Here is a 15,738-nt window from a genome sequence, read left to right as displayed (position 1 = left end):
ATCGTCGCAAGTCAGGGTCGTCGGGCATGGTGGGGCGGGAGAAGGGCGGGCGGGGAGTCTAGCAACGGGGCTGGCGCCGGGCGTTACAGCAGGTCGCCGCCGGCCGAGAGCAGGCGCTCCATGCGATCGCCCTGGCCGCCGATTTCGAGGACGAGGCGGTCCAGTTCGGCGCCGTCGAGGCCGGCGTACGGGCGGTTCTCGCAGAGCTGCAGGTAGGGCACGCCGTCGAGCTCGCCGATGGCCAGCCAGCCCACGCGCGAGTGCCAGTTGTAGGCCAGCATGCGGCGCGCGTCGATGCCGGTGATCGGCGCGATGATGGTGCTGGCGCGCAGCAGCCGGCGGCCGTCGTCGTCCTCGAGTTCGGCCAGGAACACGCTCTGGTGCCGCTTGCCGGCGTCCAGCGAGAGTTCGACGCAGAGCACGTACGCGTCGTTGGTGGTGATGCGGAAGTGCGACTGCACGTGGCCGCGGATCTGTTCGAAGTTCTGCATGGCGGGTTCCTTGGGTGCGGGTATCGTACCGCCATGACCATGACGACGAACGCGAAGGCCATCCTCGCGGTGGTCCGCCGCATCCCGGCGGGCGAGGTGCGCGGTTACGGCGAGGTGGCGAGGGAGGCCGGTTTCCCGCGCGGTGCGCGGCTGGTGGCGCGGGTGCTCAGCGAGAACGCCGACCCGGCGCTGCCCTGGCACCGGGTGCTGCGCTCGGATGGGCGCATCGCGATGCCGGCCGACAGCCCCGGCTTCGCCGAACAGTCGGCGCGGCTGCGCGCGGAAGGGGTGGTCGTGGAGAACGGGCGCGTACGACAAGTGCGCCGCACGTCGGCCGAAACGCTCGATGCCCTGCTTTGGGCGCCGCCGGCCGCGACGCGGAAGAAACGCTGACGCCGCTATGATCCGGACTACGTAACCAACGCCCCGAGGGCCCCGTGCCGCGCCTGCCTCCCGTCACGCTGTACCTGTTGTGGATCCTGACCGGCACGTTCGCCCTGCAATGGTTGGTGGGCGAGCCGATGGTGCGGTGGTTCGCCCTGTGGCCGGTCGGCAGCGAAGGCTTCGGCGGTGGCGGTTTCCTGCCTTGGCAGCTGGTCACCTATGCGGCCCTGCATGGGGACTTCATCCACCTCTTCTTCAACGCCTTCATGGTGTGGATGCTGGGCGCGATGCTGGAGTCGCAGTGGGGCACGCGCCGTTACATCCAGTTCGTTCTGGCCTGCGTCCTGACCGCGGGCGCAGTGCACCTGCTGTTCGGACTCGCTGGTGTGTTTCCGCCCGGCCCGGCACTGGGCATCTCGGGCCTCGCCTACGGCCTGCTGCTGGCCTATGGCCTGATGTACCCCAACCAGCAGCTGATGCTGCTGATCCCGCCGGTGCCGATCAAGGCGAAGTACCTGGTGATGATCCTCGCCGGGCTCGCGCTATTCATGGGCCTGACCTCGCCGGGCGGCGTCGCGCACTTCGCCCACCTCGGCGGCATGCTCGGCGCCTGGCTGGTGATGCGCTATTGGCGCGGCGATCCGCCCTTCGGCAAGCGCCGTCCCACATTGCGCTCGGTGCGCTGAGGCACTAGCGCCGCAGCAGCAGGAAATCCGGGCTGGTGATCAGGCGCACCGAGTCGAGGCGCGGGCGCGCGCCGGGCAGGGCGGCCAGCACGGCCTCGCGCTCGTCGCGCAGGCCCTGCACGTCGGCCTCGCTGACTGCCGGGTTCACGCGGGCCAGCGATTCGAGGCGGGCGAGTTCGCCGCCCAAGCGCGTCTCGGCGAGTTCGGCCGCTTCGGCGATCACCGTCGCGGCATCGCGGCGGGCGCTGGTTTCGCAGGCGCCGAGCATTGGCGGCACGAGGCTGTTCATCACCTTGCGCATCGGCGAGAGGTCGAACTGGCGGTCGGCGGCCTTCGCCACCGAGTCGGCATCGGCCGTGAAATCGTCGCGGCGCTGCAGGCGAGTGTCGACGATGGCGCGCAGCGGCGTGGGCGGCAGGAAGCGCGCGATGTTGAGCTTGGCGTCGGTGATGCACTCGAGCACGTAGATCGCTTCCAGCAGCGCGGTGCGCGGCGGCAGCGTTTCGTCGATCAGCAGGCAGGCGTTGCCGAGCTCGGAACTGAGCATCAGGTCCTGCGCGCCGAGGATCAACGGGTGGTCGGCGCGGAGGTAGAGCAGGTCGTCGCGCGACAGCGCCAGGCGACGATCGCAGGTGGCCTCGCGGGCGCCGCCCTTCAGCGCGTCGAAGCCGTCGACGGTGAGGTATTCCGGATCGAGCAGGAAGCGGCCTTCACCCAGTGGCTCGTTCTCGACGCCGAAGGCTTCCAGCAGCTCGAGCATGGCCTCCTGGGAAACGAGGTCGGCGTCGTCCTCGGCGAGGGCGGCGCGCAGTTCATCGGCCTCCGCACGCTGGCTGGCGCGTTCGAGAAGGCGGTCGCGGCCGCGGGCGATCTGTTCCGCGAGCTCGGCATGCGCGCCGCGGGTGTCGGCAATGAGCTGCTCGAGCGCGGGCTCGCGGCCGATGGGATCGGCCTCGGCCAGTGCAACGAGTTCATCGACGCTGCGACGCAGCAGCTCGCGGCCGTCCGGCACCACGCCGCGGAAGGCGTCGAGGCCTTCGTGGTACCAGCGCAGCAGCACCTCTTGCGCGCTGCCGGTGACCGCGGCGGCGTGGATGTGCACGTCGCCGGGCTGGCCGATGCGGTCGAGGCGGCCGATGCGCTGCTCGAGCATGTCGGGGTGCAGCGGCAGGTCCCAGAGCACCAGATGCTGGGCGAACTGGAAGTTGCGGCCTTCGGCGCCGACTTCCGAGGCGATCAGCACGCGCGCGCCCTCCGGATCGGCGAAGAACGCGGCATTGCGGTCGCGCTGCAGCAGGTTCATGTCTTCGTGGAAGCGCGCGACCGGCTGGCCCCAGCGCAGTCGCAGCGCCTCCTCGATGGCCTGCACCTTGGCACGCGATCGGCACAGCACCAGTGCCTTTTCGCCGCCGAGCGCGTTCAACGTCTCCAGCAGCCAGTCGAGGCGCGGTTCCTTGGCGTAGTCGTGCACCGGCTCTTCGTCGAGATCGCCGACTTCGAAGGCGAACTCGGCGCGCAGGCGGCCGAGGAGCTCGGAATCGTCGGTGGCGGGCAACAGATCGACGTGGGCGATGCGTTTCGGGAAGCCGCCGACGGCGGCGCGGCGGTTGCGCACCATCACGCGGCCGGTGCCGTGGCGGTCGACCAGCGCGTCGATCAGCACTTCGCGCGCGGCGAGGTCGCCGGTTTCGATGGCGGCCAGCGTGGCGTCCAGCCATTCACGGTCGTTGGCGAACAGGTCGTTCAAGGCCTCGCCATCGGCGCGGGTGACGTCGCCGGCCTCGATGCGTTCGGCCAGCTGCGACAGCGCGACGAAGCGGTCGGATTCGGCGAGGAAGCTCTTGAGGTCGGTGTAGCGCGCCGGATCGAGCAGGCGCAGGCGCGCGAAGTGCCCGCCGCGGCCGAGCTGCTCGGGCGTGGCGGTGAGCAGCAGCAGACCGGGCACGCGCTTGGCGAGCGCGGCCACCAGCGTGTAGCCGGGGCTCTCGAACTCCGGCGTCCAGATGAGGTGGTGCGCCTCGTCGACGAGCAGCAGGTCCCAGCCGGCCTGCACCAGCTGCTTCATGCGCTTGTCGTGCTCGGTGAGCCAATCCACCGAGGCGAGCACGAACTGCTCGTCCTCGAAGGGGTTGCTCGACGGCTCGTTCATCTCGAGCGCCTCGCAGCGCTCCTCGTCGTAGATGGCGAAGGGCAGGTTGAAGCGCCGCAGCAGTTCGACGAACCACTGGTTGACGAGGCTTTCCGGCGTGAGCACCAGCACGCGCTTCGCGCGGCCGCTGGCGATCTGCTGCGCGGCGATGGCGCAGGCCTCGATGGTCTTGCCCAGGCCGACTTCATCGGCCAGCAGCAGGCGCGGCGTGCGGCGCGCGGCGGCAGTCTCGACCACGCGCAGCTGGTGCGGGATGAGGTCGATGCGGGCGCCCAGCACGCCCCAGCCGGGGTGCCGGCGGGCGCGGGCGCGGAGGTCGAGCGTGCGGACGCGGCGCTCGAACTGGTCGTTGCGGTCGATGCGGCCGCTGATCAGGCGCTGGTCGGCCTTCGACACCGGCTGCTCGGCATCGAGCGCGCCTTCCATGAATTCATCGTTGCCGGCGCGGTACCAGACGAGGCCGGCGCGCTCCTCGACCGCCTCGATGGCGATCTCCTTGCCGTCCATGCGCACGCGATCGCCGGCGCGGAACACGGCGCGGACGAGCGGGGCGGCTTCGAGCGAGTACTGGCGCACGGTGCCGGAGGCGGTGAAGACGAGTTGCACGCTGCGGCCCGCAATGCGGAGCACGGTGCCGAGGCCGAGCTCCGGCTCGGCGGACGAAAACCAGCGTTGACCGGGAACCAGAGCCATCAGCGCCACACCGCGATCGGGTCGGCGGCGCGCATCACGGCGCCCACGCGGCAGCCGTAGGTCTCGCCGAAGGCGGGCAGCTGCGAGAGCGGGCCATTCACGCGGAAGGCGGCCGGCGCGTACGGCGAACCCTGCACCTCGGCGCGCAGCGCCTCGGTGGTCTGGGTCTTCGCCCACAGGTTCGCCCAAGCGGTGAAGAAGGCCTTCTTCGTGTTGGCATCCGCCTGCGGCTGCGCCTTCGTGAAAGCGGCCCAGGCGAATTCGAGGCCGGCGAGGTCGGCCCGGTTCATCGGCAAGGTGCGGGCGCCGTCGACGCGCAGGCCCGGTGCGGCCTGGAACCCGTTGTAGAGCGGACCGAGCGCGGCACCGCGGTTGCCGGGCGTCAGGCGCTTGGCCAGCTCATGGCCGATCAGGGCGCCCAGGGCGCCGTAGTCGGCGGCGTCCGCCGTGGTGCCGGCTTCCCCGAGCAGGGGCGGCGCAAGGGCGGCGGCCGTGATCGCCAGCGTGTCGGTCCCGGTGAGCCATTGCACGGCGGGAACGCGGGCCGGCAGCGGATCGATGGCCAAGGGACGGTCGGCGAGGATTCGGCCCTCCACCCAGCGGCCATAGCGCAGCAGGTTGCCGAGGTGGTCGTCGGCGCGGAACTCGAGGCCAATCGCATCGAAGGTGGTTGTCCCGTTGCCCGCGATGTCGAAGCGCATGGCCTGCAGGCGCTGCGCGTCTTCGGTGGCTCCGGCCTTGCCTGCCATCTCGACGGCGGCGGCGCGCACGCCTTCGGCCAGTGCCAAGGCGCGCTGGCGGCGGGCTTCCGGCGCATGGCGGGCGTTGAAGGCGGCGTCGTTCAGGCCGCCGAGCGTGCGGCGCAGCAGCGTGTCCATGTGCTCCGCGCGCGACGGTACCGCGGGCAGGCCACGCAGGATCTGGGCGAAGAACCCGCCATGGGCGCTGCGGAAGCTGCTGCCGAGTTCCGGCGCGAAGCGGTTGAGCACGCGGAAGCGCAGGTACCACTGCAGGCGCTTGGTATCGCGCTCCGTGCTGGCGACCTGGCCGAGCGTGGCGAAGTAGGCCGGGCTGACGACCACGAGGTCTTCGCTGCGCGCGCCGAGCTGCTTCAACAGGTCGGCGAAGCCGAGGGCGATGAAGCGGCGGTCCTGCGCACGCAGGTTGTCGCTGCTGCGCGCCTCGGGACCTTCGCCGACCAGCGCCTGGGCGAGCTGGGTTTCGATCTGCAGCACGGCCTCCGAGGCCGGGCTGATTTCGGCGTCGGGCAGGCCGCTGGCGCGCAGCACCGACTCGACATACGTGCGGTACTTGCCGAGCAGCGTCCGCACTTCGGCGTCATTCGTCGTGTAGAAGGCCGGGTCGATCAAGCCCAAGGCGGCCGGGACGGCGGCCAGCGGGCGGCGGCCGCCGTCGGTGGCTTCAAGGCGGACGAATTCGGCCATCGGCGCCACGCCGAGGGCGTGGTACGCGGCACCGACCTTGGCGAGGTCGCGGGGACGACGCAGCTGCGCGAGCGGGGCCAGAAGGGTTTGCACGGCGGCAGCGCTCTGGCGGTCGAGACCGGCCTCGTCGGTGCCCGCGGCCCAGAAGGCCCCCAGCGTCTTTTCCTGGTCGTTCTGCGGGCTGGTGGCCGCGGCGGCCAGCAGGGCGGCCTGCTTCTGCGCGGCGCTGGCGCCGAGTTCGGCCAGGCGGCTGCGCTCCGGTTGGGCGGCCGAGGCCGGGTTCGCCAGCCGCCACGCATGATTGGCGTGGCCGTTGAAGTCCGCGCAGGCCAGCGGCGCAGCGGGCGTCCGGGCGCCCCGGTTCTGTGCCGCGGCGGGGGAAAGGGCGAGGACAGCCACCGCGAGGGCGGCGGTCAGGGCGAGCGTGCGCATGGGCGAGCCGGATTCCGTGGGGGCGCAAGTTTACGCCGGTCGAAAGGAGTCTCGGCTCTTCACGCCGCAAGGATCGGGGATGTCTAGAATTTCAGAAATTCCTGAAACTACGTGAACGCCATGCTCAGTCCGCTGGTCCAGCGCTTCGTCCTCCACTTCGGCGAGATGGGCAGCCGCTGGGGCATCAACCGCACGGTCGGGCAGATCTACGCCCTGCTGTTCGTGAGCCCGAGGCCGCTCAACGCCGACGAGATCGCGGAAGGGCTGGCGTTCTCCCGTTCGAACGTCAGCATGGGCCTGAAGGAGCTTCAGAGCTGGCGCCTGGTGAAGCTGCAGCACCTGCCCGGCGACCGCCGCGAGTACTTCTCCGCCCCCGAAGACGTCTGGGCCATCTTCCAGACCCTCGCTGAGGAACGCCGCAAGCGCGAGGTCGACCCGACCCTGTCGATGCTGCGCGACGCACTGCTCGAGGCTCCCAACGACCCCACGGAGCAGCACGCCCAGCAGCGCATGCGCGAGATGCACGACCTGATCGAACTCACCACGGGCTGGTTCGAGGAGGTGCGCGCGATGGACCAGGAGCGCCTCGTCGAGCTGATGAAGCTCGGCAAGAAGGTGGGGAAGCTGCTGGATGCCCGTGACCGCTTCATCGGAGGCAAGAGCCATGCTTGATGCACTCGACCCGCTGCTGCTGGCCCGCATCCAGTTCGCGGCCAATATCAGCTTCCACATCCTGTTCCCGACCATCACCATCGCGCTGGGCTGGGTGTTGCTGTTCTTCAAGTGGCGCTTCGGCAAGACCGGCGACGCCAAGTGGATGGACGCCTATGGCTTCTGGGTGAAGGTGTTCGCGTTGAGCTTTGCGCTCGGCGTGGTGAGCGGCATCACCATGAGCTTCCAGTTCGGCACCAACTGGCCGGGCTTCATGGAGCGTGTCGGGAACATCGCTGGTCCTCTGCTCGCGTACGAAGTGCTGACGGCCTTCTTCCTCGAGGCCACCTTCCTCGGGATCATGCTGTTCGGCTTCAAGCGCGTGGGCAACCGCATCCACACGCTGGCCACCTTCCTCGTCGCCTTCGGCACGACGATGTCGGCCTTCTGGATCCTCGTACTGAACTCGTGGATGCACACGCCGGCCGGCTTCGAGCTGCGCGACGGCGTGGCCCATGCGACGGACTGGATGGCGATCGTCTTCAACCCGTCGATGCCGTGGCGCTTCAGCCACATGCTGGTGGCCTCGTTCCTGACCGTCGCTTTCCTGCTGGCGGGCCTTTCCGCCTATCGCTGGCTGCGCGGCGACCGCGCCCCGGCGGTGCTGGCGGCGATGCGCACCGGCGTGTTCATGGGCGCGCTGCTGATCCCGGTGCAGATCGTGCTCGGCGACTTCCACGGATTGAACACGCTGAAGTACCAGCCGCAGAAGATCGCCGCCATCGAGGCGATCTGGGAGACCGAGCGCGGCGTGCCCCTGGTGCTGTTCGGTTTCCCCGATGAAGAGGCGCGAACGACGCACATGGCGGTGGAAGTGCCGAAGCTCGCCTCGGTCATCCTCACCCACGACCCGGACGGTGAACTGAAGGGGCTCAACGAGTTCGAAGGCAAGCACCCGCCGGTGGCGCCGGTGTTCTGGGCGTTCCGCATCATGGTGGGCATCGGCATGGCGATGCTGGCCGTTGGCTTCTGGGGCGCGTGGGTGCTGAAGCGCAAGCAGCAGCCGACGCCGTGGCTTTCGCGCGTGCTGGTGCTGATGACGTTCTCCGGCTGGGGCGCGGTGATCGCCGGCTGGTACACGACGGAGATCGGCCGCCAGCCTTGGCTGGTGCAGGGCGTACTGACCACCGCCGACGCCGCGAGCGCCGTCCCGGCACCGATGATCGGCCTCACCTTGGTGGGCTACCTCGTCATGTACACCGTGCTGCTCGCCGCCTACATCAGCGTGGTGTTCTACATGGCGCGGAAGGCCGGAACGCGCGCGGAAACGCCGCAGGCCGAAGGGCCAGGCCTTGTGCCGTTCGCCGACGCCTCCCAGGGCCTGACGGCGAAGGAGGCTTGAGATGGGCACGATGACGTCGACGATGGCCTTGGTGACGACGGTGCCCGATCTGTCCACGCCGGCCGGCTGGTTGCCCGTGGCCTTCACCATCGTGATGGGCCTCGCGATGCTGGCCTACGTGGTGCTCGACGGCTACGACCTCGGCGTGGGCGTGCTGATGCGCCGCGCCAGTGACGAGGACAAGGACCGCATGGTCGCGTCGATCGGTCCGTTCTGGGATGCGAACGAGACCTGGCTGGTGCTCGGCGTGGGCATCCTGCTGGTGGCCTTCCCGATGGCGCATGGCGTGATCCTGCAGGCCTTGTACCTGCCGGTGGCGCTGATGCTGTTGGGCCTCACGCTGCGCGGCGTGGCCTTCGATTTCCGGGTGAAGGCCAAGGCCCAGCACAAGGCGGCATGGAACCGCGCCTTCTACGCCGGCTCGGTGATCGCGACGCTGGCGCAGGGCTTCATGCTCGGCCAGCTGGTGATGGGCTTCGAGGGCGGGTGGGGCGCGTTCGCCTTTGGCGTGCTGATCGGTGTCTGCCTCGTCGCCGGCTACGCGCTCCTCGGCGCCGGTTGGTTGATCATCAAGACCGAGGGCGCGCTGCAGCAGCAGGCGGTGCGCTGGGCGCGCGGCAGCCTGTGGCTCACGGCCTTGGGCATCGCCGCGGTTTCGCTGGCGACGCCGATGCTTTCCGAGCGGATCTTCGACAAGTGGTTCGCGCTGCCGTGGATCGTGCTGCTGATGCCGGTGCCGGTGGCCACGGCGGTGCTGTTTTTCGTCGTCGATCGCAGCCTGCGGCGGCTGCCGACGCGCCTCGCGGAAGGCAACGAGTACGGCGTCTGGGTGCCGTTCGGCGGCGCCATCGGCATCTTCATGTTGGCCTTCTACGGCCTCGCCTACAGTCTCTTCCCGTACCTGGTGGTGGACCGACTGACGATCTGGCAGGCGGCGGCCGCACCGGAGTCGCTGATGATCATCTTCATCGGTGCCTGCGTGGTGCTGCCGGTGATCATCGGCTACACGGTGTTCGCCTACCGCGTGTTTGGTGGCAAGGCGCAATCGCTGGACTACACATGACCGGAGCGATGCGGCAGGCTGCCGCTCGTCCACCCTTCCTTCCCAAGACAAGCTCTCACGCCATGCGCCCGACGTCCGCCGCTCTCGCCACCGTCCTCGCCCTCGTTCTCGCCGGCTGCCAGGCCGAAGCGCCCACCGCCGATGCACCTGCCGCGGCGCAGGCTCCCGAAGCGTCCCCGGCGCCGGAAGCCGCTGCTTCGGCCGTGGCGGAGCCCGCCGCCTCGGCCCATGTCGGCCTGATGGCGCATGAGCCGTGGTCGCGGCCCCTCGCGCCCGGCGCCACGGTGGCCGCCGGCTACATGCACCTGATGAACCACACCACGCAGCCGGAGACCCTCATCGGCGCAAGGGCGGAGGGCGTGGGCCGCATCGAACTGCACGACATGGCCGAGGTGGACGGTGTGATGCAGATGCGCCCGATCGAGGGCGGCGTGCCGCTGGTGGTGGACGGCATGGCGGCCTTCCAGCCCGGCGGCAAGCACCTGATGTTCATCGACGTCACCCGCACCTGGAACGAGGGCGACGTGGTCCCGGTGACGCTGGTGTTCGAGAGCGGTACCGAGGCGGTGATCGATGTGGTCGTGACGGCGTCGAAGGGCGAGTCCTCGGACGACGAGCACGCCCACCACTGAGTCCGAGGCGCAACGCGCTCGCGGTTCACGGGAATTCACGGCCGCTGACGGCGGCTGACGCCCGCCGGAAGGCCCGCGCAGGGATACTCGAACGGCTTTGTTCCCATCGCCGCTCCCTTTGCTCCGACCTCCACGCCCATGCCCGACCTTGCAGACGCTGCGCTGCCTCGCGCTGGGCGCTACGTGGGTGTGCTTTGGGCTCGCGCTGGCGGGGCCGGCCGCCGCAATTGCCTCCGAGCCGTCTGCGGAGGCCTGGCAGACGCTCAACGAAGCCCGGTTCGAGGCCGTGCAACCGCCCGGGGCGCCGCTCGAGGGCCCGGTTCGCGGCATCGCCGAGGATGCCGACGGCCTGATCTGGGCGGTGTCCGGTGCGACGTTGTGGCGTTGGGACGGCTACCGGGCGGTGCGGGCACGGCTGCGTGCCGAGACGGCGGGCGGCGTCGAGGAATCCCCGGTCATGCAGACGGTTCGGGCAGACGCCGAAGGCGAGCTCTGGGCCGGCACCGCGCGCGGGGTCTACCGCATCGACCGTCGATGGCCGTCCCGTCCGGCCCTCGAACCCGTGCCGATCGCGGGCGAGCGTCCGTCGGTGCTCTTCATCGATTTCCCGAAGGCCGATGACGACGCGACGAGCGCCTACTTCGGCACTGTGGGGGCCTTGCTGGCCCTGCAACGCGGCGGTGGCGTCCAGTCGACGCCCATCCCCGACGCGGGCCCTAACCGCTTGCACGCCTTGCGCGTGGACGCGGCCGGTCGGGTCTGGGCGGGCACGACCTTCGGCCTGTTCCGCTGGTCGATGGACGCCTCCGGCTCGCCGTGGGTGGCGCAGGCACTACCGGTGCCCGAAGCGCGGATCGCCGCGCTCGAGGCCGATTCCGACGGGCGGCTCTGGATCGGCACGGCGCACGACGGGTTGCACTCCTTGGAACCGGACGGCTCGGTCCGGGCCTGGGTCTGGCCCGAAGGGCTTGAGACCTCGCCACGCATTTTCGCTCTCGCCGTGGTGCGTCCCGGCGAGTTGTGGGTCGGCACCTTCGGCCAAGGCGTGTGGTCGCTCGACACCGCGAACGGGGGATGGACGCGGCTGCAGCACGATCGGTCACGCCGAGGCAGCCTCGACGACGACAACGTCTGGACGCTGTTCGCCGATTCGCGGGGCCTGGGCTGGGTGGGCACCGCCACTGGCCTGCAATGGAGCAACCCCGGCCAACGCCAGTTCCTGAACCTGCCGCTGGCGCCGGAGACGGAGGCCCCGGAATCGCGGATGCGTGCGCATGGCCTGGCTCCGGCGGGCCATGGCGTGTGGCTGGGCACGAACGCGGGCCGTCTGCGGCACGTGGGCGTCGCGCCGCCTCGCGCCACCGAAGCTTCCCTGACGGCGCTTTGGAGCCGCGGGGAGGCCGCCGCCGGGGCCATGGAACTGGTCGCGCCGATGGGCGAAGGGCGCTGGGTGCTGGGCAGTGACGGGCGCACCGTGCTGGCGGAGCCCGGGCGCGACCGCGTGCGCCCCTTGCAGCCCGAGGCCCGCGGGGGCGCCGCGTACACCAGTGCCGTCGCTGCCTGGGATGGGGCCTGGTGGCTGGCCGGACCGGACGGACTCTGGCGGGTGCCGCTCGCGAATGACGGCGAACCCCGGCTCGACGAGGCGCGCAATCTGCTGGCCGATGCCGTGGGTGAGCGGCGCGTCTCCAGTCTGTTGGCCACGCCCGGCACCCTCTGGCTCGGCACGTGGAGCGGGCTCGCCCGCCTCGATCTCGGCGCCGACGCCGTGCGCGCTGTGCCGGTGGCCGACCTCGACGGGCAATTCCTCACCACGATGCTGGCCGATGCGCGGGGCAGGCTCTGGGTCGGCACCTCGGCGGGCGGCGTGTTCCATGCGCCGATGGCCGAGGTGGGCACGGCCCAAGCGTGGGAGCGGATCGACGAAGCGAGCGGCCTGCCGGGCAACAGCGTGGGCGTGCTGCTCGAAGATTTCGGCGGTCGGGTCTGGGCGAGCACTTCGCGAGGCTTGGCGCGCATCGATCCGGCCACCGGGAGCGTGCGCGCCTTCCGTCCCGACCAGGGCGCGGCGGCCGCGCCTTACGTCCGCCGCTCGGGCACCGTCCTGCCCGGTGGCGAACTCGTCTTCGGTGGCACCGAGGCCCTCACCGTCGTCCTGCCCCAGGCGGGTGCGGACCCCAGCCCCCGCGCCTTGCCCGCCCTCGTGCTGACCGACATCGCCGCCAGCGAAGACGAGCCGTCGCCGTTGTTCGACCCGGCGACGCTGGACTCGCGCGCCCGCCTGCGACTTCCGCCGGGCGTGTCGCGCATCGCGCTGGAGTTCGCGGCGCCCGTCTACGTGGGCGCCGACGGCCTTCGCTACCGCTACCGCCTCCAGGGCTGGGACGAGCGCTGGTCGGAGGTGGATGCCGGGCACCGCGTGGCGGCGTTCACCCGCATCGCGCCCGGCCGCTACCGTTTCGACGTCGAAGTCGCCGAACCTGCCGGCCCTTGGCAGGACCGCGGGCTGTCGATCGACGTCGACGTGATCCCGGCCTGGCACCAGCATCGGGCATTCCACGTCGCGCTCGTCCTGGCTTTCCTGACGATCGTCGCTGGCGCGGTGCAATGGCGGGCTCGCCTTCATCGTGAACGCGCCCGCGAGCTGGAACGCATGGTCGAAGCGCGCACCGCGGACCTGGCCGCCGCGAATGCCGAGCTCGAGCAGGCCCATCGCGCGGTGGAAGAGGCCAGCCTCACGGATCCACTGACCGGCCTGCACAACCGCCGCTTCCTCTGGCGCCACATCGATGCCGACGTCGCCCTCGCGCTGCGCAGCCGCTACGGCGGCGACGAGAGCGGGCGCGAGCCCAGCGATTTGCTGTTCTTCCTCGTCGATATCGATCATTTCAAGCGCATCAACGACCAGCACGGCCATGCCGTGGGTGACCTCGTTCTGGTCGAGATGGGACGCCGCCTGCGCAGAGTGTTCCGCGAGTCGGACCACGTCGTGCGCTGGGGGGGCGAGGAGTTCCTTGGTGTCGCGCGTGGTGCGCAGCGCGAGGACGGGCCGCGCGTGGCCGAACGCATCCGCGCGGCGGTGGCCGAAACCCCGTTCGCGTTGCCCGGCGGCGGGCAGCTCACGGTGCGGTGCTCCGTGGGCTTCGCGGCGCTGCCGTTGGTGGCCGCCGACCGCCACGCGTTCGGTTGGGAGGACACGGTCGCCATCGCCGACGAAGCGCTCTACGAAGCCAAGGCCGCCGGGCGCGACGCCTGGGCCGGTTTCGAGGAGTCCGGCGGATCGGTCGATGCGCGCGATCTGGCCGCCCTTCGGCTGCGCAGCATCCGCGCCACCGCGGTGAACGGCCTGGAGCTGCGGCGCTCGCCGCGCTGAGCCCGGCGGAGCCCGGACGAAAAAACGGCCCGGAGAAAGCCGGGCCGTTGGAGTCCGCCGGCACGAGGAGGGCCGGCGGAAATCGGAACTGCGATTACCAGATGGCGATGCGCTGCGGCTCCGGACGCACCATCGGGTCGCCGTCCTTGCAACCGAACGCCGCCGCGAAGGCCGGCATGTTGCTCGGGGCGCCGTTGGCGCGGAAGCGGGCCGGGGCGTGCGCGTCGGTGACGAGTCGGACGTTGAGTTCCTTGTCGGTGTAGTTGCGACGCCACACGGTGGCCCAGTTGCCGAAGAAGCGCTGGTCCTGCGTGAGGCCGTCGACCATCGGGTCGGCGTAGCCCTGGCCCTGCGCGGCGATCATGGCCGCATGCGCCACCGTCAGGCCGCCGAGGTCGGCGATGTTCTCGCCCAGCGTCAGGTTGCCATTGACGTTCTTGCCGGCCAGGGCCTCGTAGGCGTCGAACTGCTCGACGAGCATCGTGGTCTTGCCCTTGAAGCCTTCGGCGTCGGCCGGCTGCCACCAGTTGGCGAAGCTGCCCTTGGCGTCGAAGCGCGAACCCTGGTCGTCGTAGCCGTGGATCATCTCGTGGCCGATCACCGCGCCGATGCCGCCGTAGTTCAGCGCGGGGTCGGCCTTCGGATCGAAGAACGGCGGCTGCAGGATCGCCGCCGGGAACACGATCTCGTTCATCAGCGGGTTGTAGTAGGCGTTCACCGTCTGCGGCGTCATGCCCCACTCGCCGCGGTCCTTCGGCTGGCCGATCTTCGACATCGCATCGGCATGGTTGAACTTCGTCGCGGCGATGATGTTGCCGACGTAGCTGTCACGCGACGTCGCGAGGCCCGCCCAATCGCGCCATTCGTCCGGGTAGCCGATCTTCGGCGTGAAGCTGGCCCACTTCTCGAGCGCCTTGGCCTTGGTCTCCGGCGTCATCCACTCGAGCGTCTCGATGCGCGCCTTCAGCGCGGCCGAGAGGTTGCCGACCAGCGTCTCCATCTGCGCCTTGCTCTCGGCCGGGAAGGCGACGTCGACGTACAGCTCGCCCAGCGCCTCGCCGACCGTGCCGTTGACGGTGTCGAGCACGCGCTTCCAGCGCTCCTTCTGTTCCTGCTGGCCACGCAGCGTCTTGCCGTAGAACGCGAAGTTCTGGTCGGCGAAGGCCTTGGGCAGGAAGGGCGCGAGGCCGTCCAGCGTGTGGAAGCGGAAGTAGGCCTTCCAGTCTTCCATCGGCACTGAGGCGAACATGCCGTCGAGCGTCTTGAAGAAATCGGGATTCGACAGCGAGAACTGCGCAGGGCGGGCCACGCCATTGGCGTCGAACCACGCGCCCCAGTCGAAAGCCGGCGTGATGGCGTTGGCCGCGTCGATGCTCACCGGGTTGTAGTACTTCGAGACGTCGCGCGAGAGCTCCTCGCTCGAGTACGTCACCTTGGCCAGCGCGGTCTCGATGGCCAGCACCTGCGCGGCCTGCGCGGCGGCGGTGGCCTCGTCGGCGCCCGCGAGCTTCAGCATCGCGGCGATGTGCGCCTGGTAGGCCTCGCGCTCGGCCTTGTGCGCGTCGCCTTCGTAATAGCTCTTGTCCGGCAGGCCGAGGCCGCCCGGCACGGCATAGCCGATGACCTTCGAGCTGTCCTGGAAGTCGGATTCGCCGCCGAACCCGACGAGGTTCATGCGGCCCTGGCTGGCGGCATTGCGCAGGTAGGCGGGCAGGTCCGTCGGCGCGGCCAGCGCGTCGATCTCGGCCAGTAGCGGCTGGACGGGCGTGAGGCCCGCGGCCTCGATCGCCGCTTCGTCCATGCCGGTGGCGTACAGGTCGCCGATCAGCTTGTGCGTGCCGGTGGCGGCGGTCATCGCGGCCGCGGCTTCGACGATCTGCTTCTGCGTGTACAGCGAGCGCTCGGCGAGCATCTCGAAGCTGCCCCAGGTGGTGCGATCGCCCGGCACCGGGTTGGCGGCCAGCCAGCGGCCGTTGACGTGCGCGTTGAGGTCGGCGCACGCCGGGGTGGCCGGATCCAGATCGGTCTGCGCGAACGAGGCCATCGGCGGCAGCAGGCTGGCGTCGATGCTCAGGCTGGGCGCGGCGGGTTCGACCGCGGCGGTGGCCGGCGGGGCCTCGGGGGCCTTCGAACAGGCGGCGAGGAGGATCGTGCCGAGGGCGAGCGCCAGGGGCTTCAGGGCGGGCGTTTTCATGGGTGACGGCTCAGGAGCGGGCTCGGGGCCCGGAAGGCCGCCATGCTGCGCCGCCGGGTCCGGAGGCACGTGTGCCGATCGTCATGACGCGCCCTTCACGTCCATGACAGGGTGCGCCGGCTGCCATCCTCCTGTAACGCGAG

The 15,738-nt window shown here is 70.3% G+C and carries 11 protein-coding genes; 7 read left to right on the top strand and 4 right to left on the bottom strand.

The window, feature by feature from the left end; translation table 11 throughout:
* Positions 1-83 precede the first annotated feature (83 nt).
* Positions 84-491 (bottom strand): hypothetical protein, encoded by a 408-nt coding sequence (locus tag O9280_RS06990; RefSeq protein ID WP_298340545.1) that lies wholly within the window; start codon positions 489-491, stop codon positions 84-86.
* 33 nt (positions 492-524) lie between these two features.
* On the opposite strand from O9280_RS06990, the gene O9280_RS06985 reads away from it, so the two are divergent.
* The gene (locus O9280_RS06985) at positions 525-884 is read left to right on the top strand and encodes an MGMT family protein (RefSeq protein WP_298340543.1); all 360 of its coding nucleotides are present in this window, start codon (positions 525-527) and stop codon (positions 882-884) included.
* A gap of 44 nt (positions 885-928) precedes the next feature.
* Complete coding sequence (locus O9280_RS06980) at positions 929-1,561, top strand: rhomboid family intramembrane serine protease (protein ID WP_298340541.1); 633 nt, start codon at positions 929-931, stop codon at positions 1,559-1,561.
* A 4-nt stretch (positions 1,562-1,565) separates the two neighbouring features.
* Here the strand turns inward: O9280_RS06980 and rapA are convergent, their stop codons facing one another.
* Entirely contained in the window at positions 1,566-4,403 is a 2,838-nt protein-coding gene (gene rapA, locus O9280_RS06975) for an RNA polymerase-associated protein RapA (RefSeq protein ID WP_298340539.1), read from the bottom strand.
* Positions 4,403-6,280, bottom strand: coding sequence for a M13-type metalloendopeptidase (locus O9280_RS06970; protein WP_298340536.1), 1,878 nt, complete (start codon positions 6,278-6,280; stop codon positions 4,403-4,405). Before O9280_RS06970 ends, rapA begins: the two co-directional genes overlap by 1 nt.
* Positions 6,281-6,400: 120 nt before the next feature.
* Between O9280_RS06970 and O9280_RS06965 the strand changes: the two genes are divergently transcribed.
* The 5 genes from O9280_RS06965 (at position 6,401) to O9280_RS06945 (ending at position 13,401) form a co-directional block, all read left to right on the top strand.
* Positions 6,401-6,952: a GbsR/MarR family transcriptional regulator gene (locus O9280_RS06965; RefSeq protein WP_298340534.1), complete on the top strand. Its 552-nt coding sequence runs from the start codon at positions 6,401-6,403 to the stop codon at positions 6,950-6,952.
* On the top strand, positions 6,945-8,333 hold the full coding sequence (locus tag O9280_RS06960; protein ID WP_298340532.1) for a cytochrome ubiquinol oxidase subunit I: 1,389 nt from the start codon (positions 6,945-6,947) through the stop codon (positions 8,331-8,333). The genes O9280_RS06965 and O9280_RS06960 overlap by 8 nt, the downstream gene beginning before the upstream one ends.
* Before the next feature lies 1 nt (position 8,334).
* Entirely contained in the window at positions 8,335-9,396 is a 1,062-nt protein-coding gene (locus tag O9280_RS06955) for a cytochrome d ubiquinol oxidase subunit II (RefSeq protein ID WP_298340530.1), read from the top strand.
* Positions 9,397-9,458: 62 nt separating this feature from the next.
* Positions 9,459-10,028, top strand: coding sequence for a copper chaperone PCu(A)C (locus O9280_RS06950; protein WP_298340527.1), 570 nt, complete (start codon positions 9,459-9,461; stop codon positions 10,026-10,028).
* A gap of 148 nt (positions 10,029-10,176) precedes the next feature.
* Positions 10,177-13,401, top strand: a complete 3,225-nt coding sequence (locus O9280_RS06945) for a diguanylate cyclase (protein WP_298340525.1) — start codon at positions 10,177-10,179, stop codon at positions 13,399-13,401.
* A 94-nt stretch (positions 13,402-13,495) separates the two neighbouring features.
* On the opposite strand, the gene O9280_RS06940 is transcribed toward O9280_RS06945, so the two are convergent.
* Complete coding sequence (locus O9280_RS06940) at positions 13,496-15,595, bottom strand: M13-type metalloendopeptidase (RefSeq protein ID WP_298340523.1); 2,100 nt, start codon at positions 15,593-15,595, stop codon at positions 13,496-13,498.
* Positions 15,596-15,738: the final 143 nt, after the last annotated feature.

This window comes from Silanimonas sp. (assembly GCF_027531545.1).
Classification (GTDB): domain Bacteria; phylum Pseudomonadota; class Gammaproteobacteria; order Xanthomonadales; family Xanthomonadaceae; genus Silanimonas.
The sequence above is the reverse complement of the archived record's forward strand: the minus strand, read 5'-3'. Positions and strand labels throughout refer to the sequence as shown.